This window comes from Streptomyces sp. NPDC001781, assembly GCF_053596035.1.
Genome location: NZ_JBSFFI010000017.1, coordinates 19,241 through 34,492 on the forward strand (window position 1 = coordinate 19,241; position 15,252 = coordinate 34,492).

Annotated in this window: 17 protein-coding genes; 8 read left to right on the forward strand and 9 right to left on the reverse strand. The window is 72.1% G+C overall.

From position 1 onward, the window contains the following. Positions 1-15 precede the first annotated feature (15 nt). The 3 genes from ACWCV3_RS17425 to ACWCV3_RS17435 form a co-directional block, all read right to left on the reverse strand. Positions 16-489, reverse strand: coding sequence for a succinate dehydrogenase hydrophobic membrane anchor subunit (locus tag ACWCV3_RS17425; protein ID WP_107483874.1), 474 nt, complete (start codon positions 487-489; stop codon positions 16-18). Between the two features lie 5 nt (positions 490-494). Further along, positions 495-875 carry a succinate dehydrogenase, cytochrome b556 subunit gene (gene sdhC / locus ACWCV3_RS17430; RefSeq protein ID WP_451224249.1) on the reverse strand — a complete coding sequence of 127 codons (381 nt, stop codon included), beginning with the start codon at positions 873-875 and terminating at the stop codon, positions 495-497. 188 nt (positions 876-1,063) lie between these two features. Further along, complete coding sequence (locus tag ACWCV3_RS17435) at positions 1,064-1,621, reverse strand: 2-oxo-4-hydroxy-4-carboxy-5-ureidoimidazoline decarboxylase (RefSeq protein ID WP_451224252.1); 558 nt, start codon at positions 1,619-1,621, stop codon at positions 1,064-1,066. A gap of 226 nt (positions 1,622-1,847) precedes the next feature. Between ACWCV3_RS17435 and ACWCV3_RS17440 the strand changes: the two genes are divergently transcribed. From ACWCV3_RS17440 to ACWCV3_RS17460, 5 genes are all read left to right on the forward strand, one after another. Further along, positions 1,848-3,422, forward strand: coding sequence for a beta-N-acetylhexosaminidase (locus ACWCV3_RS17440; RefSeq protein ID WP_451224537.1), 1,575 nt, complete (start codon positions 1,848-1,850; stop codon positions 3,420-3,422). A 108-nt stretch (positions 3,423-3,530) separates the two neighbouring features. Beyond that, a complete protein-coding gene (locus tag ACWCV3_RS17445) occupies positions 3,531-4,190 on the forward strand; it encodes a DUF4328 domain-containing protein (protein ID WP_451224255.1) in 660 nt (219 codons plus the stop codon). Positions 4,191-4,281: 91 nt separating this feature from the next. Then, positions 4,282-4,809, forward strand: coding sequence for a hypothetical protein (locus ACWCV3_RS17450; RefSeq protein WP_451224257.1), 528 nt, complete (start codon positions 4,282-4,284; stop codon positions 4,807-4,809). Between the two features lie 121 nt (positions 4,810-4,930). Then, positions 4,931-5,332 (forward strand): hypothetical protein, encoded by a 402-nt coding sequence (locus tag ACWCV3_RS17455; protein ID WP_451224260.1) that lies wholly within the window; start codon positions 4,931-4,933, stop codon positions 5,330-5,332. A gap of 147 nt (positions 5,333-5,479) precedes the next feature. Further along, complete coding sequence (locus ACWCV3_RS17460) at positions 5,480-5,923, forward strand: Rrf2 family transcriptional regulator (protein WP_451224263.1); 444 nt, start codon at positions 5,480-5,482, stop codon at positions 5,921-5,923. A gap of 8 nt (positions 5,924-5,931) precedes the next feature. Here the strand turns inward: ACWCV3_RS17460 and ACWCV3_RS17465 are convergent, their stop codons facing one another. Beyond that, on the reverse strand, positions 5,932-6,675 hold the full coding sequence (locus ACWCV3_RS17465; RefSeq protein ID WP_451224266.1) for an SDR family NAD(P)-dependent oxidoreductase: 744 nt from the start codon (positions 6,673-6,675) through the stop codon (positions 5,932-5,934). Positions 6,676-6,780: 105 nt separating this feature from the next. Then, positions 6,781-7,611: an alpha/beta fold hydrolase gene (locus ACWCV3_RS17470; protein WP_451224269.1), complete on the reverse strand. Its 831-nt coding sequence runs from the start codon at positions 7,609-7,611 to the stop codon at positions 6,781-6,783. A 530-nt stretch (positions 7,612-8,141) separates the two neighbouring features. Between ACWCV3_RS17470 and ACWCV3_RS17475 the strand changes: the two genes are divergently transcribed. Together ACWCV3_RS17475 and ACWCV3_RS17480 are read left to right on the forward strand one after the other, a co-directional pair. After that, positions 8,142-8,804 (forward strand): RNA polymerase sigma factor, encoded by a 663-nt coding sequence (locus ACWCV3_RS17475; RefSeq protein ID WP_451224272.1) that lies wholly within the window; start codon positions 8,142-8,144, stop codon positions 8,802-8,804. After that, positions 8,804-9,829, forward strand: coding sequence for a hypothetical protein (locus ACWCV3_RS17480; protein ID WP_451224275.1), 1,026 nt, complete (start codon positions 8,804-8,806; stop codon positions 9,827-9,829). Before ACWCV3_RS17475 ends, ACWCV3_RS17480 begins: the two co-directional genes overlap by 1 nt. An 85-nt stretch (positions 9,830-9,914) precedes the next feature. Here ACWCV3_RS17480 and ACWCV3_RS17485 read toward each other — a convergent pair whose 3' ends face one another. After that, a complete protein-coding gene (locus tag ACWCV3_RS17485; protein ID WP_451224278.1) occupies positions 9,915-10,700 on the reverse strand; it encodes a L,D-transpeptidase family protein in 786 nt (261 codons plus the stop codon). A 213-nt stretch (positions 10,701-10,913) separates the two neighbouring features. Between ACWCV3_RS17485 and leuE the strand changes: the two genes are divergently transcribed. Next, positions 10,914-11,567, forward strand: coding sequence for a leucine efflux protein LeuE (gene leuE / locus ACWCV3_RS17490; protein WP_451224281.1), 654 nt, complete (start codon positions 10,914-10,916; stop codon positions 11,565-11,567). 69 nt (positions 11,568-11,636) lie between these two features. Here the strand turns inward: leuE and ACWCV3_RS17495 are convergent, their stop codons facing one another. The 3 genes from ACWCV3_RS17495 to ACWCV3_RS17505 are packed head-to-tail and all read right to left on the reverse strand — an operon-like array spanning position 11,637 to position 15,094. Continuing rightward, positions 11,637-12,743 (reverse strand): acyltransferase family protein, encoded by a 1,107-nt coding sequence (locus tag ACWCV3_RS17495; RefSeq protein WP_451224284.1) that lies wholly within the window; start codon positions 12,741-12,743, stop codon positions 11,637-11,639. A 42-nt stretch (positions 12,744-12,785) separates the two neighbouring features. After that, positions 12,786-14,120, reverse strand: coding sequence for an alpha-2,8-polysialyltransferase family protein (locus ACWCV3_RS17500; protein ID WP_451224287.1), 1,335 nt, complete (start codon positions 14,118-14,120; stop codon positions 12,786-12,788). Next, positions 14,117-15,094 carry a glycosyltransferase family 2 protein gene (locus ACWCV3_RS17505; protein ID WP_451224290.1) on the reverse strand — a complete coding sequence of 326 codons (978 nt, stop codon included), beginning with the start codon at positions 15,092-15,094 and terminating at the stop codon, positions 14,117-14,119. Before ACWCV3_RS17505 ends, ACWCV3_RS17500 begins: the two co-directional genes overlap by 4 nt. Between the last annotated feature and the right edge of the window lie 158 nt (positions 15,095-15,252).

Sequence of the window (15,252 nt, forward strand, 5' to 3'; positions counted from 1 at the left end):
CTCGCAGCCCCGTGCCTAGCGGATGTTCGGGTCGAAGGTGAAGATCACCAGCGTGCCCAGCAGGATGGTGAACACCGTGGCCGTGTAGAGCAGGCCCTTGAGCCACAGGCGGGTGTTCACGCGCTCCGCGTAGTCGTTGATGACCGTGCGCAGGCCGTTGGCGCCGTGCAGCATCGCCAGCCACAGCATCGCCAGGTCCCAGACCTGCCAGAACGGGGACGCCCAGCGGCCGGCCACGAAGGCGAAGCCGATCTTGGAGACGCCGCCGTCCAGGACGAGCTGGATCAGCAGGTGGCCGAGGACCAGCACGACCAGGACGATGCCGGACAGGCGCATGAAGAGCCAGGCGGCCATCTCGAAGTTGCCCCGCGTGGACTTCGGGGTCTTCTTGGTACGGGTGCGCGAGCGCGGGGCGTCGAGTGAGAGCGCGTAGGCGTCCTCGGCGGCGTCCGCGGAGGAGCCCGTCAGGTTGATCTCAGAGGTGGACATCGGCGTCAGCTCCCGAACAGGACACGAGCGGCGTGGCCGAGGACCGGGTACAGGGCGCCGGCCATCAGGACGATCCAGATGCCGAGGACGCTCCACAGCATCTGCTTCTGGTAGCGCGGGCCCTTCGACCAGAAGTCGACGGCGATGACGCGCAGACCGTTGAGCGCGTGGAAGAGGATGGCGGCCACGAGGCCGTACTCCAGAAGCGCGACGATCGGGGTCTTGTACGTGGCTACGACCTTGTCGTAGTCCTCGGGGGAGACACGCACGAGAGCGGTGTCGAGCACGTGAACGAACAGGAAGAAGAAGATGAGGACGCCGGTGACTCGATGAGCCACCCAGGACCACATACCTTCCCGGCCGCGGTACAACGTTCCAGCCGGCACGGAAGAACCCTCCGGATGCGGGGACTAGGGCCGCGCCGGCTTCGCTGTCGGTCGGGCCCGGCCGGGTACGGTCCACCGGCCCTCAACATCGTATCCATGAGGCGCGGCGCGGCTCACGGGGGGCCTGTTTCGGATGATCCCGCCGCTTGTGGCGTTCCGGCTCCTGCGCATCCGTTCCCTTTGTCCCGCTATACGCCCGGCCGTGGCGCGTAGTGGCTGGTCGCACGGGCGGCGGCAGTGCCCAGATGGGCCGTGAGCCGGTGCCGGGCCAGGCCCCGAAGCTCCTCGGCGGCGATCACCCGTTCGTCCTCGGGATCGTTCGCCAATCGTGACCGGATGCCCTCCAGGACCCGGTCCAGTGTCTCCTCGGGGGAGGCGCCGCCCGGAGCGATCACGAAGACATGGCCGAAGCGTGCCTCGTAGGCGGCGTGCGCCGCGCTCAGGGCCGTGTGGGCGGCCGAGTAGGTGTCCTCGGGCAGCTCGGGCAGGGACTCGCCCGCCAGGGCGTCGGCCAGGTCGACTACCCGCAGGTCGTAGGCCGCCTCGTCCGCCGCTGCCAGCAGGGCGGCCAGGTCGGGATAGGGGCGGTGCTCGGCGAGCCGGTGCGCCCAGCGGACGTTGCGAAGACAGCGCAGGAGCAGCGCGCGGGCCTCCTCGGCCGGCGCCAGGTTGAAGGCGTCGAGCGGGGTCGGGAGATACGGCGAACGGTGCGCAGGCAGCGTGGGTCCTCGTGGGAGGGGGGACAAGGGCGTGCCGTGCCGGCAAGGGGCGACGGGGGAACCTGTGAAGGATGTGCCGACACGTTATCGAGAGTGGTCACTGTGTGTCCGGCTGATGCCCGAATTTCACTCGGACGGGAGAGTTTCGGAACGTCTCGGTGACGGGTGAACCGCGGATCGGTCGTACGTTGGGAGAGTGAGCCAGCACAGACACCGTGCTCCGGCGCGGCAGCTCGAGCGGAAGCGGGCCATCATGGCCGCCGCGGTCATCGGAACCGTGGTGGCCGGGGTGGGCGTCGGGGTGTGGGCGTCATCCGGAGGGGGTGGTTCCGGTGGAGGCCCGGACGCGGGCGCGGTCGGCGCCTCCCGGCAGGCCGACCCGCCGACACCGTCGCCCAGCCGCTCGTACCCCATGTCGAAGGCGCCGCGGACCATCCCCGCGGTGCGCGAGCACACCGCGGCCCGCGGGCCGGGCTGGCAGCCGCGGGACGGCGGCCGCGTGGTGGTCACCGACCCGGCACTGGCAGACGAGGGCAGGCTCCTGGCCGGTGAGCTGGGCCTCGACTACGGCGGCCGGAAGACCGACTCCCGGGCCGGCGACGTCCGTCTGGCCCTCAGCGGGAGCGGCAACCCGGAGTCGTACACCATGACCGTGCGCGACGGCAGGGTGGACATCGAGGGGCCCGCCGACGCGGGCGTGTTCTACGGGACCCGGACCCTCAAGCAGGAGGTCCACGGCGGCGGCACCGCCCCGGAGGGCGTCGTCAAGGACGAGCCCGCCAAGCCCGCGCGCGGCTTCATGCTCGACATCGCGCGCAAGCCGTTCTCGGAGACCTGGATCGAGGACCGGATACGCGAGCTGGGCGATCTGAAGTACAACGAGCTGGGGCTGCACTTCTCGGACGACCAGGCCTTCCGCATCCAGTCCACCAGCCACCCCGAGATCGTCTCCAAGGACCATCTCACCAAGGCGCAGGTCAAGAAGATCGTCGGCCTGGCCGCCGCCCGGCACATCGCGATCGTGCCCGAGATCGACTCGCCGGGGCACCTGGGCGCCGTCATCGCCGCACACCCCGATCTCCAGCTCCGCAACGCGGACGGCAAGGCGACACGCGGCGCGATCGACATCTCCAAGCCGGAGTCCGCGAAGATCGTCGACGATCTGCTCGACGAGTACGCGGACCTGTTCCCGGGCACCAAGTGGAACCTGGGCGGCGACGAGTACCAGGCGCTGGTCGTGCCCGACCCCGAGGCGTCCTATCCGCAGCTCGCCGCCGCCGCGCGCGCCGCCTACGGCGCCGACGGCAACGTCGCCGACCTCACCACCGGCTGGCTGAACGGCCGCGCGGACACCGTCCGGGCCCACCACCGCACCATGCGGGCGTGGAACGACGGCTTCCTGCGCGACTCCACGGTCCAGCCCGCCAAGGACATCCAGGTCGCCTACTGGACCGGCAAGGAGATCGGCGCCCGGCCCCCCGCGGACTACCTGAGCGCGGGCCGCAAGGTCTACAACTACAACGACGAGTACCTGTACTACGTCCTCGGTGAACCGAACGACTTCGTCTACCCGACCGGCCAGCGGATCTACCAGGAGTGGACCCCGCGGGTGATCCGGGGCACGAGTGCCGTCCCGGCGCGGTACGACGGTCAGATCCTCGGCGGTTCCTTCGCCGTGTGGTGCGACTTCCCCAACGCCCAGACCGAGGGCCAGGTCGCGTCCGGCATCCGGATGCCGCTGCGGGCCACCGTGCAGAAGCTCTGGGATCCGGGACAACCCCCTCTGTCCTGGCCGCAGTTCAAGGAGCTGGCGAACCGGCTGGGGTGAGTGGACGGAATGTCGGCGTAGCACGTATGTTTCCGTGTTCGCTCGTGTGTGCGCGGCTCTGGGGAGGGCCGCGTACACCGTCTTGGCCGTACCGGGGGGAAGACCTTCATGATCTGCGCCAGCTGCCACAGCAACGAGGCCGTCACCGGGGAGACGAGGTGCGCCCGCTGCGCGCCGGCCGTCCCCTTCGTACCGCCGGGTCCGCCGCTGCGCTCGCCGGGCGGGCTCGGGCGTGCGGCGGTGCTGATGCTGGGCCTGGTCGGCGCCGGTGACGCGGTCGGGATATGGGCCGACCTGGCGAAGCCCTCGTCTCCGGTGGGGTCGGGTCTCGCCGTCGCGCAGGGGGTCCTGCTGCTCGCCACGGCGGTCGTTTACCTGTGCTGGCTGTGGCGGGTGCGGGTCAACGCCGAGGTCCTCGACGCCAGTTCGCAGAGCAGGGCGCGGTGGTGGACGATCGTCGGCTGGTTCGTCCCGTTCGTGAACCTCTGGTTCCCGCGCCGGATCGTCCTCGACGCGTGGGACGCCAGCGCGCCGCAGGGGCGGCCGAGCGGTCACGGGCTGGTCGACCTCTGGTGGACGGCGTGGGTGGTTGATCTGATCGTCGACCGGCTGCTGCGGGTGGAGTCCGGGGCGGGGATGCTCGCGGTGGCCGACGGCGTCGACCTCGTCGCCGCCGTGCTCGCCGCCGCGGTGGTCCTCCGGCTGACGAGGATGCAGAACGAGAGGGCCCTTCGGGGGCCTTCGCTGCCGTCCGCCGTGCTTGGCTGAAAACCGGTGACTGTGACACTCCGGGCCCGTCGCACGCAGTACGGGAAAATGCGGGCTCCGCACAGGCGGTGCCCAGGCGAGGGAGGCGTCCATGAGCCTGGAGGAACTGATCGCGCAGGCCGACGCGCGCGGTCTGGCGGCGAGCGGGCTGGCTTGTTCGGATCGGTGCGTGTCCCTGCTGGTCGACGACGACGAGTTGCTGCGCCCGCTGTGGGCGCATCTCGTGGACGGCTCCGACTGGTCCGGGAGCCTGGCGAGGGTGCGGGCTGCGCTGGATGCGGTGAAGCCCGCCGCCGGTGCCGGGTTCGAGGCGGCGGAGGCGGCGCGGGGGATGCTGCTGTCGGCTCCGGCCGAGCGGGACGGGGCGGCGCTCCGGGAGTGGGCGCAGGCGTGCTCGTCGGCTTCGCTGCGGGTGCACCGGCTGCTGGACCCGGCGGGCGGGGACGGCGTGGACGAGGAGCTGCCGCTGGTCGCCGCCGAGCTGGGACGGCAGACGGTCGTCCTCCAGCTCCTCGCCGAGCACGGGCCGCAGGGGCTGCGGCGGGCGCTTGACGTGTCGGGGGAGGGACGCAGGGTGCTGCGGGCGGTGGTGTCGCGGCGGGCGCGGGCGCAGGCCTAAACCCGGAACCGGGGTGGGTTCTGTGTCCGTCCTGTCGGCGCGATGGGGCGGTCCTGCGGCGGTTGCCGACAGGCCGCCGAAATCGTGTGACGCACGGCCGTCCAGGACCGCTGACTCCTGTGTGACTACCCAGTACGCAACAACGCAGACGGACTACCGCCCCTCCACCGCGGCACGCCCCGCGCGATGGGCCGCGGACGTGGTCGCCACCATGCGCGAGGGCGCCCGGCTCCGCCTCGACTACTCGGTGCGGAGCCTGTGGCGCCTGGACCGCGTCATCGAGGAACTCCGCCACGACCACCCCCCGTACGAGGCCGTGGCCCACGTCCTGCGCGGCTTCGGGGCGTACGCGGGCGAGGTGATCGCCCGCGAGACGGGCGCAGAGTGGTGTGCCACGGCCGACACCCACTGGCTCCGCACAGGGGACGGCCGAATCTGGGATCCGGTGTCGGAGGCGCGGCGGGCTTTCGCGGGCGAGGGCTCCCTGCGGGGGCTGTACCGGGCGGCGACGGGGGGCTGCTGAGCCGGCCGTTCGCCGCACCGTGCCCTTGCCCGGTGCCGCCCGGGTGGGGCGCCGGGGGAGGCGACGGGGTCAGGCCCTCGCGACCCGACACCCCGGGCGGCCGGTGTAACATCACTGGTTACGCTTGAGGGAGGGCCGGCCGGGCTGATGAGTGCCAACAGCAGGATGAGCATCGCCGTTCACGTGCTGACGTGGATGGCCCTGGACCGGCTCGACGAGGAGACGGTCGCGACGTCGCAGCGCATCGCCGAGAGTGTCAACACCAACCCCGTGGTGATCCGCCGCTGCCTGATGGAACTCCGCGAGGCCGGCATCGTCCACGGCAGGCGGGGCGCCAAAGCCGGATGGGCCCTGGCGCGGGACCCCGAGTCGATCACGCTGCGGGACGTGTACGGCGCGGTGGAGGGCAACGGGCTGTTCGCCCTGCACCGCACTCCGCCCAACGAGGCGTGTCCCGTCGGCTTCGGCATCAGGCCGGTGCTCGACTCGGTGTACGCCCGCCTGGACGACGCGGTGCGGGACGAACTCGCCACCGTCTCCATCGCGGACGTCCTTCGCGACGTGCGGGCGGAGCGACGCGCCGACGGCTGATCCCGTCGTCACACCTGCCGCTGACCGCCGTCGACGAAGAGTTCGACACCGGTGACGAACGTGCTCTGGTCGCCGGCGAGGAACAGCGCCACGTCCGCGACCTCCTCCGGGCGTCCCATACGGCCCAGCGGAACCTGGCTCACGAAGCCCTCCCGCATCCTCGCGGCCGACTCCGCGTCGGGCGCGAGACCCGCGATCCCCGGAGTGTCGGTGGGTCCCGGCGCCAGCGTGTTGACGCGGATCGCGCGATCGCTCAGTTCGTTCGCCCAGGTGCGGGAGAAGGAGCGGATGGCGGCCTTCGAGGCGGCGTAGACGCCGAACGCCTCCTCGCCGCGCGCCGTGCTTCCGGTGACGATCACCGAGGCACCGTCGTTCAGCAGCGGGAGCGCCTTCTGGACCGTGAACAGCGTGCCCTTGACGTTGATGCCGAAGGTGGAGTCGAAGTGCTCCTCCGTGAGGTCCTCCAGGGTGGCGAACTCACCGCCGCCCGCGTTGGCGAACAGCACGTCGATGCGGCGGCCGCTCTCCGCCACCACCTCGTACAGGCGGTCGATGTCGTCCAGGTCCGAGACGTCTCCCCGGACCCCCGTGACGTTCCTGCCGATCTCGGCCACCGCCGCGTCGAGCGCCTCCTGGCGGCGGCCGGTGATGAAGACGTGCGCGCCCTCGTCCGCGAACCGCTTGGCGGTGGCCAGGCCGATCCCACTGTTGCCGCCGGTGACGACGGCCGTCTTTCCTTCGAGCTTTCCCACCGGATCCTCCATTCACCGCGGGCCGGCATCGGTCCCGGCTGGATGTAACAACTTACATTACATCCAGGATCGGGGAGTGGGGGTGGACGCCGGTCGCGCGGGCGGTCAGCCCTCGATGAAGGAGTGGATCTCCGGGTCGAGGACGTCCGGATGGAGCGAGAGCATTCCGTGGGGCCACCCCTCGTAGCTCCTGAGCGTCGCGTTCTTCAGCAGCTCGGCGGACTTCGGCGCGGAGTCCTCGTAGGGCACGATCTGGTCGTCGGTGCCGTGCAGCACGAGCACCGGGACGTCGATGCTCTTGAGGTCCTCGGTGAAGTCGGTCTCGGAGAACGCCTTGATGCATGCGTAGTGCGCGTTCGCCGCACCCCTCATCCCCTGCCACCACCAGCGGTCGATGAGTCCCTGCGACACCTCGGCGCCGGGCCGGTTGAAGCCGTAGAACGGCCCCGCGGGGACGTCGATGTAGAACTGTGCGCGGTTGGTGGCGAGCGCGTCGCGCAGCTCGTCGAAAGCCTCGATCGGGGTGCCCTCGGGGTTGCTGTCCTTCTTGACCATGACCGGGGGCACCGCGTTGGAGATGACCGCCTTGGACACCCGGCCCGGCCTGGCCCGCGCCACGTAGCGGACCACCTCGCCGCCTCCGGTGGAGTGCCCGACGTGCACCGCGTCCCTCAGGTCCAGCGCGTCGGTCAGGGCGGCCACGTCGGCGGCGTAGGTGTCCATCTCGTGCCCGTTCGACGGCTGGCCGGAGCGTCCGTGACCGCGGCGGTCGTGGGCGATGACGCGATAGCCCCTGGCCAGGAAGTAGAGCAACTGGTTGTCCCAGTCCTCGTGGCTCAGTGGCCAGCCGTGGTGGAAGACGATCGGCCGGGCGTCCCGGGGGCCCCAGTCGACGTAGAAGATGCTGGTGCCGTCCGGCGTGGTCACCGTGCCCATGGCTGAAACCTCCGGGTGATCGTCTGCGTGGTCCCCCCGGCCCCGCCCCGCGCCGACGCGGGCACGATGCCGCGCGCCCCCCGGAAGACCCGTCACCCCCGTTTCTGCCACGCTACGCGCGCGCCGGTGGGGGTGCACGTCAGCGCTCGCGGGGCGAAGGGTGGCGGTATGCGCCCGCTGTACGGGCTCGAAAGAGGTCCACCCGGCGAGTCCGGCTCAGGGCGAAGCCGTCGAGGGCGGCGAACCGTTGGCCGCACCGCTGGACCGGCGCCCTCCAAGGGGCCCGCCCGCGCCCGGCCGGCGTCCAGGGCAACGGCCGGGGCCGCCACCCCCCACAGGAGAGACCCCGGCCGTTGCGTGGTACGGACCGCGGGCGGTCCGTCATGTTGTTCTGCGTCATGACTGCGTCATGTGTCACACCCGGGCCGTGTCACGAGTCAGTTGCATCTTCCACAGACATGGACGAGCAGCGGTTTCAGGCCGTAACGTGCCTTTCGCGCCGACCGAGTGACGGGCGTAAAGGGAGTGCGGTGCAGGGGGACGACGCGGAGTTGACGGCCGCGGTGCGTGCGGCTCAGGCGGGGGACGAGACCGCGTTCCGTACGGTGTACCGCGCGGTGCACCCACGGCTGCTCGGCTATGCCCGCACGCTGGTCGGCGACCTGGAGGCCGAGGACGTCACGTCCGAGGCGTGGCTCCAGATCGCCCGCGACCTCGACCGGTTCAGCGGGGACGCCGACCGGTTCCGGGGCTGGGCCGCACGGATAGCCCGCAACCGCGCCCTGGACCACATACGGATGCGCGGGCGCCGCCCCCTGATAGGCGGCGACGAGACCGAACTGACCGGCAGAGCAGCCGAGTCGGACACCGCCGGTGAGGCCATCGAGGCCCTGTCCACCGACGGCACCCTCTCCCTCATCGCCCGTCTCCCGCAGGACCAGGCCGAGGCCGTCGTGCTGCGCGTGGTGGTCGGGCTGGACGCCAAGACGGCCGCCGAGACGCTCGGCAAGCGCGCGGGCGCCGTCCGTACCGCCGCGCACCGGGGGCTGAAGCGGCTGGCCGAACTCCTCGGCACCGAGACGGAATCGACGGGAGGGCTCGACGCGCTCCCGCCCCAGCGAACACCGCGCGGTGGCGCGGTGCGGTCCGCGGGTGTGACGCATACGCCTACGCGGACGCAGAAGGACATGTGATGGCCGACGAGCACGACAAATGGCTGGACGGTGAGACGTCGGAACGTCTGCTGCGCGGTGAGCCGTTGGAAGCCGTCGACGCCGACGCGCGCGTACCCGCCGACCGGCTGGCCGGGCTGCTGGGCGCCCTTGCCGCCCAGGGTGCTCCCGCGCTCGGCGAACTACCGGGAGAGAAGGCGGCGTTGGCCGCTTTCCGGAACGCCCGGGTCACCGTCCCCGAGACCAGTGCGCACGGATACGGCGACGCGGGCCTCGTCCGCATCGGCGCCCCCGCACCCCGTGACCGCCGCTCCCGCTGGGGCCGGCCCGTCCGGTTCGGCCTCGCCGCCGCGCTGGCCGCCGGCACGCTGGGCGGGGTCGCGGTGGCCGCGGGGAGCGGGGTGCTGCCCGGCCCGTTCCGGTACGACGACCCCCGCCCCGGTGCCTCCGTCTCCGCCGTCGAGACCCCGGCCAGTCCCAGCGCCCCGGCGACCCCCCTCCCCTCTCCGGGCATCTCCGGCACCCCGTACGTCACCCCCCGCGCACCGGTACCCGACGCATCGGACGACGAGGCGGGCAGTACCGGCCGGGCCACGGGCCGGCCGCCCTCCGGCGAGCCCTCGCGCCGCCCCGGCGCCCGCTGGTGGGCCGCCGCCACGGCCTGCCGCGACCTGCGGGAAGGCCGGGAGCCGGCCGCCGGGAACAGGCGGACCCTGGAGGGCCTCGCGGGCGGTCCGGCGCGCGTCGAGGTCTACTGCCGGGCCCTGTTCACCGCCGCCGAGGCCGACGGCCGCACCCGCGACCACCGGGACCGGGAGGGCGGGGGCGAAGACGGCAAGAGCGGCGGCGGGCACGACGCCGGCCACCCGGGCGACGACCGCCCCACCCCGCGCCCGCGCCTTCACCTCGACCTCCCGTCGACCCGGAAGATGCCCTCTGAGCTGGGACTTTGTCACTTCCGAAAATTGGATCCGGAAAGGTGTGACGTTTCTGGACGCGGCGGCGCAGTACTGAGTGAGCCGACTGGTCATCGGCCGTCGCACTGAGCCGGGGTTCCCCCCGTACCCCGAGGCTCGTGCACTGGCGCGGGCGGGACACGTTCCCCCGGTCCCGCCCGCGCCCCACTCCGCCTCAGCGGTAGACGACCACCCGGTCTCCGTTCCGCACCTGCGTGAACAGCGACGCGATCGCTCCCTCGTCCCGGACGTTCACACACCCGTGCGAACCGCCCGCGTACCCGTGCGCCGCGAAGTCGTAGGAGTAGTGGATCGCCTGGCCGCCGCTGAAGAACATGGCGTACGGCATCGGGGAGTCGTAGAGCGTCGACACATGGTGCCGGGACTTCCAGTAGATGCTGAACACACCCTCGCGGGTGGGGGTGTACTGCGAGCCGAAGCGGACCGAGACCGTGGTGAGGGTGCGGCCGTCGATCATCCAGCGCAGGGTGCGGCTGGTCTTGCTCACGCACAGTACCCGCCCGGCCAGACAGCGCGGGTCCGGCGCGGCGGCGGGCTGGCCACCCATCAGGTACAGCTCCCACTGGCCCGGCCGGTGCGTCATCGCCAGCAGCCGCCGCCAGGTGACGGGGTCCACGCGGCCCGTACGGGGCAGCCCGCGCTTGCCCTGGAACCCGCTGACCGCCTGCTCGGTGAGGTCGTCGAACTCCCCGGTCGGCCCGTCGTTCAGCCACTGCACCTGACGGAGCCGCGCCTGCAGCTCCCGCACGCCGGTCCCGCTGTCGCCGCGTGCGAACACGGCCCCGGTCGTGGTGTGCGGCCGGGCCGAGGGCGTGTCGAAGTGGACCGGGTACCGCGGCTTCCCGTCGGCTCCCGCCGGCGGCGGCTTGCAGCCCCCGAGCGCCACGGCGAGGGCGGCGGCCGAGGCGAACAGGGCGACGGTGCTCCCCGGAGTCCTCATGCCGGGGATGCTTCCCCCGTGCGCCCACCGCCGAACAACGGGGCACCGACCGCAAGGCGACCGCGGTCCCCGGAGGCCGCCGTGACGCGTACGCCGGAGCCGGGCACGCCGGTGGACGCGATCGCCCGCGGCCGCGCCGCGGCCGGTGTGGGGGACGTATCAGCCACCGGGCACCCGCTGAGCCGCAGGCGCCCGCGTGCGACACTCGCTCTCATGTTCGGCGTCATTGATCTGCCCGCCTACCTGGCCGGGCTGCTGCTCATCATTCTGCTTCCGGGGCCCAACTCGCTGTACGTGCTGTCCGTGGCCGCCCGGAAGGGGGTCAGGCCGGGGTACACCGCTGCCGCCGGGGTGTGGTGCGGGGACACCGTGCTGATGACGTTGTCCGCGGCCGGGGTGGCCTCGCTGCTGCAGGCCAACGCCGTGCTGTTCGGGATCGTGAAGTACGCCGGAGCCGGCTATCTGACCTGGCTGGCGATCGGGATGCTGCGGGCCGCGTGGCAGATGTGGCGGACCCGGCGGACGCCGGTGGTGGCGGAGGCCGCCGCCGAGGAGGGGCCGCAGGCGGAGCGGCCGTTCAGGCGGGCGCTGGTGGTGAGCCTGTTCAACCCGAAGGCGATCCTGTTTTTCGTGGCCTTCTTCGTCCAGTTCGTGGACCCGGCCTACCCCTACCCCGCGCTGTCCTTCGTCGTCCTCGGTGCCTTCGCCCAGGTCGCCAGCTTCCTCTACCTCAGCGCCCTGATCTTCGGCGGCACCAAGCTGGCCGCCGCGTTCCGCCGCCGCAGGCGGCTGTCGGCGACGGCCACCTCGGCCGCCGGGGTGCTGTTCCTCGGCTTCGCGGTCAAGCTGTCGCTGGCCGCAGGCTAGTGCTGTGAGGTCGCCGGACACGGGGCCGACCGCGGCCGGGACCGGGGCCGCGTACGGCGCCGGCTGACCTCAGCTCCTGAGCGCCCGGCGCAGCCGGGGCCCGAACGGCTTCTCCACGAACCGGTGCAGCAGCCACGCCAGCACCAGCATCCCGGCCACCGTCAGCCCCAGCGTCGGCCAGGCCCCGAGCCCCAGCCCACGGTGCAGCACCCGTACCGCGAACCAGCCGAGGTGCTCGTGCACCAGGTAGAACGGGTAGGTCAGCGCGCCCGCCGTCACCAGCCACGGCCAGGACGCCCACCGGGTCCAGCCCAGCGCCACGGCCGCCACCGAGGCGAAGGCCAGCGTGACCACGGCGACGATCACCACCGGGTGCCGGGTGAAGTCGCCGTGCGCCCCCGGATGCCACAGACCCCGCACGGCCGCGCTCTGCCCGAGCAGCCAGGACATCGCCACCAGGCCCCACAGCAGAGGGCTGCCGCCGAAGCGGTGGACCAGGTACAGCGCGAGTCCGCCCACGAAGAAGGGCGCGTACTCCGGCATGACGAGGGCGTCGGTGAGGTCGTTGCCCGCGGTCGTCGAGATCGCCGCGGCCAGCGTCCAGACGCAGGCGAACAGCACCACGCGCCGGTAGGTCGCCCCGCGCCAGACCACGAACAGCGCGAACAGCGCGTAGAACCGGACCTCCACCCAGAGCGTCCAGCACACGCCGAGTATCCGGGAGGCGCCCATCGGCTGCTGGAGCATCGTCAGGTTGACCAGGAACTCGTCCGCCCGCACCGGACGCACCACCACCGGGAGCACGAAGGCCGCGGCCGTCACCAGCACCAGCGCCACCCAGTACGCGGGGTACAGCCGGGCCACGCGGGAGCGGAAGAAGTCGCCGAGCGTGCGGCCCCAGCCGCTCATGCAGATCACGAAACCGCTGATCACGAAGAAGAACTGCACGCCCAGACAGCCGTAGGGGGCGACCTGGGAGAGCCGGGGGAAGACCTCGGAGGGGCTCTGGTGCCAGGACTCCGATATCGTCCCGCCGCGCCCGGTGTAGTGGTACAGGCACACCATCAGCGCGGCCACGAGCCTGAGCCCGTCCAGGGCGAGCAGCCGCCCCCGCGCCCCGGTGGCGACCGGCGATGAGAGGCCGGCGGGCGGGGCGAGCGGTGAGGTGGCGGTCATCTGCGCGGTCCTTGGCATCGAGTCGGTCGGTGGGAGGGCGGTTCAGCCGCGGACGGTCCGGCGCAGCCCGCGCGCACGGCGGGCCACCCGGCGGACGGTGGCGTTGCGCGGGATGAAGGCGAGCTGCGCGGGTACCCCGCCGGGCAGTCCCAGTACGCTCAGCCGGCGGCGCTTGAAGTAGCGCAGGGTGGCCGGGTCCGGGTGCCGGGCGAGGAAGTCCTCCACGTCGGCGCGGAGCCGGGGCAGGATCTTCGGCTGCATGGCGAAGCCCACCGCCCGCACCAGCTCGCCCAGCTCGGCGACCTCCATGCCGCGCCGCCCCTCGGCGACCGCCGCCCCGTCGCCCAGTTCGGGCAGCAGAGCGTCGACCACGGTGACCGGCACCCGGTTGCTGTTCTCGTAGGGGGCGAGCCGCTCCAGCAGGGTGCCGGTGCCGACCCGCGCCACGGGCAGGCCGTACAGCGTGGCGGCGGTCAGCAGGGCGGTGGAGAAGCAGCCGACGACCAGCGCGGGCCGCATCCGCTGGTACAGCACCTCGGCCAGTACCGGGGTGTCCAGCACCGTGAGGTCCGCCCCGAGCCGCTCCGCCTCCTCCTCCAGGGTGCGGGCGTAGCGGGCCGGTGCGGTGGGGTGCGGCTTGAACACCACTCTGGTGTGGCCCAGCCGGACCGCGCCGCGCAGCATCCGGACGTGCAGCGCCTCCTCCTCGTCCGGGGTGAGGATGTCCAGCGCGGAGAGGTACTGGCCCAGCAGCAGCGCGGGTTCCTCGATCGCGGGCAACTCGTCCCCGGTGGAGGCGAGTTCCGCCAGCACCTTGGTGAAGGCGGCGGTCGGCACGATCTCGGCCGGGACCCCGAACTCGGTGAGCAGCAGCGGCTCCAGGCCCGGTACGAGGTCGAGGTGGAGCAGCCGGTCCACACGGGTGCCGACCAGCGGGTCGATCTTGTTGCGGGTGGGGCCGTAGCTCATCAGGCCGTCGGCGTAGACCGTGACCGGGGCGCCGGTGAAGATCTGCGCGAGCGCCAGCGACGGGTTGACCTGGATCGACTCCACCGCCAGCTCGACCGGCCCGTCACCGAGTCGCCACTCGTGACGGAAGTACCGCTGCCACAGCGGCATGTCGTCCCCGCGGGGCAGCCAGCCGCCGGGGTGGAAGGGGCGGATGGTCCGGTTGTACGAGAGCACGTCGTCGAACCGGTCCCGCAGCCGCTCGAAGCCGGGCATCTCGTCCAGCGGGGGCGTGGTCTCCGGTGTCGCCGCGTTGTTGCAGACCAGCAGGACGCGCCGGTCGGCGGGGGCGAAGCAGCCGGAGTCCAGGGCGGCGGCCAGCGTGGCCACGCCGTACAGCGTGGACGCCTGGAAGATCTGGGTGGTCACGCGGCGGCCCCGGCGGGGGAGGGACGGCGGCGCAGCCGGCGCAGGCGGGTGGCGCGGGCGAGGTCCATCGAGTCCAGCGCCTCGTTCAGCACGTCCTGCGGCATTCGCCTGAGGGCGGCCGCGCTCAGGGATTTCAGTTTTCTCGCCACCGCGGGCTCGAACCTTTCGATGCTTCCCAGATGGTGGGAAATGATCGCGCAATAGGTGCGCACGGCTTTCGGCAGCAGGGAATCCGCGTCCCGGTCGGCTGCCGTCTCGGCTATGACCTGGTCGAACGCGCGCAAGAAGTCGAGCTGGCGGACATCACCGATCTGGGTCAGCGATGAGGCGACCCCGCGCCGGTAGAACACCCCGAGCATCCCCACCACGGCGAACGACTCCGCCTCCCGGTGCAGCCGCCAGATCCACGGCCGGTCCTCCGCGGTCCGCAGCCCGTCCGTGAAGTGCAGCAGCCCCCTCTCCGCGAGCCGCCGGTGGTAGATCCCGGCCCAGGCGTACGCGTAGTCCACCGACGTCGACCGGTCCGCGGGCAGGATGGCCGCCCTCGGGTCCAGGACGACACCGCGCCGGCCGTGCGGCACCCGGTGCACGGAACGGGCCCGCCCGGTGCACTGGACATGGTCGGTGCGCAGGAAGTCGCACCCCAACCCGTCCATGTGCGCGACCAGCCGGTCGTAGTAGCCGGGGGCGAGCCAGTCGTCGCCGTCGAGGAACGTCAGGTACTCGCCGCGCGCCCGGTCCAGACCGGTGTTGCGGGCGGTCGCCAGCCCGCCGTTGCGCTCGTGCCGGACGACGACGGCGCCCGGCAGTTCGCGTTCGGCGCGCTCGAGGATGCCCGGTGTCCCGTCGCGGGAACAGTCGTCCACGAGAATGAACTCGTAGTCGTCCCGCGCGTTCGCACGAAGACTCCTCAATGTGTCCGGCGCGTATTGCTGCACGTTGTAGAACGGCACGATGACCGAGAGCTTGACCACGCCGAGGACGTTAGGGCGGGGCCCGGCATTCGTGTCGACGCTCGCCTTGATACCGGGTGAACGACGCGTGGCGAAGCCGTGAACCGGGTTTTCCCCAGGGCCGATCCGGGCCCGGATCCCCATTCGTCGACGTGCTGTTAACCGTTTGTTGAGTTCGG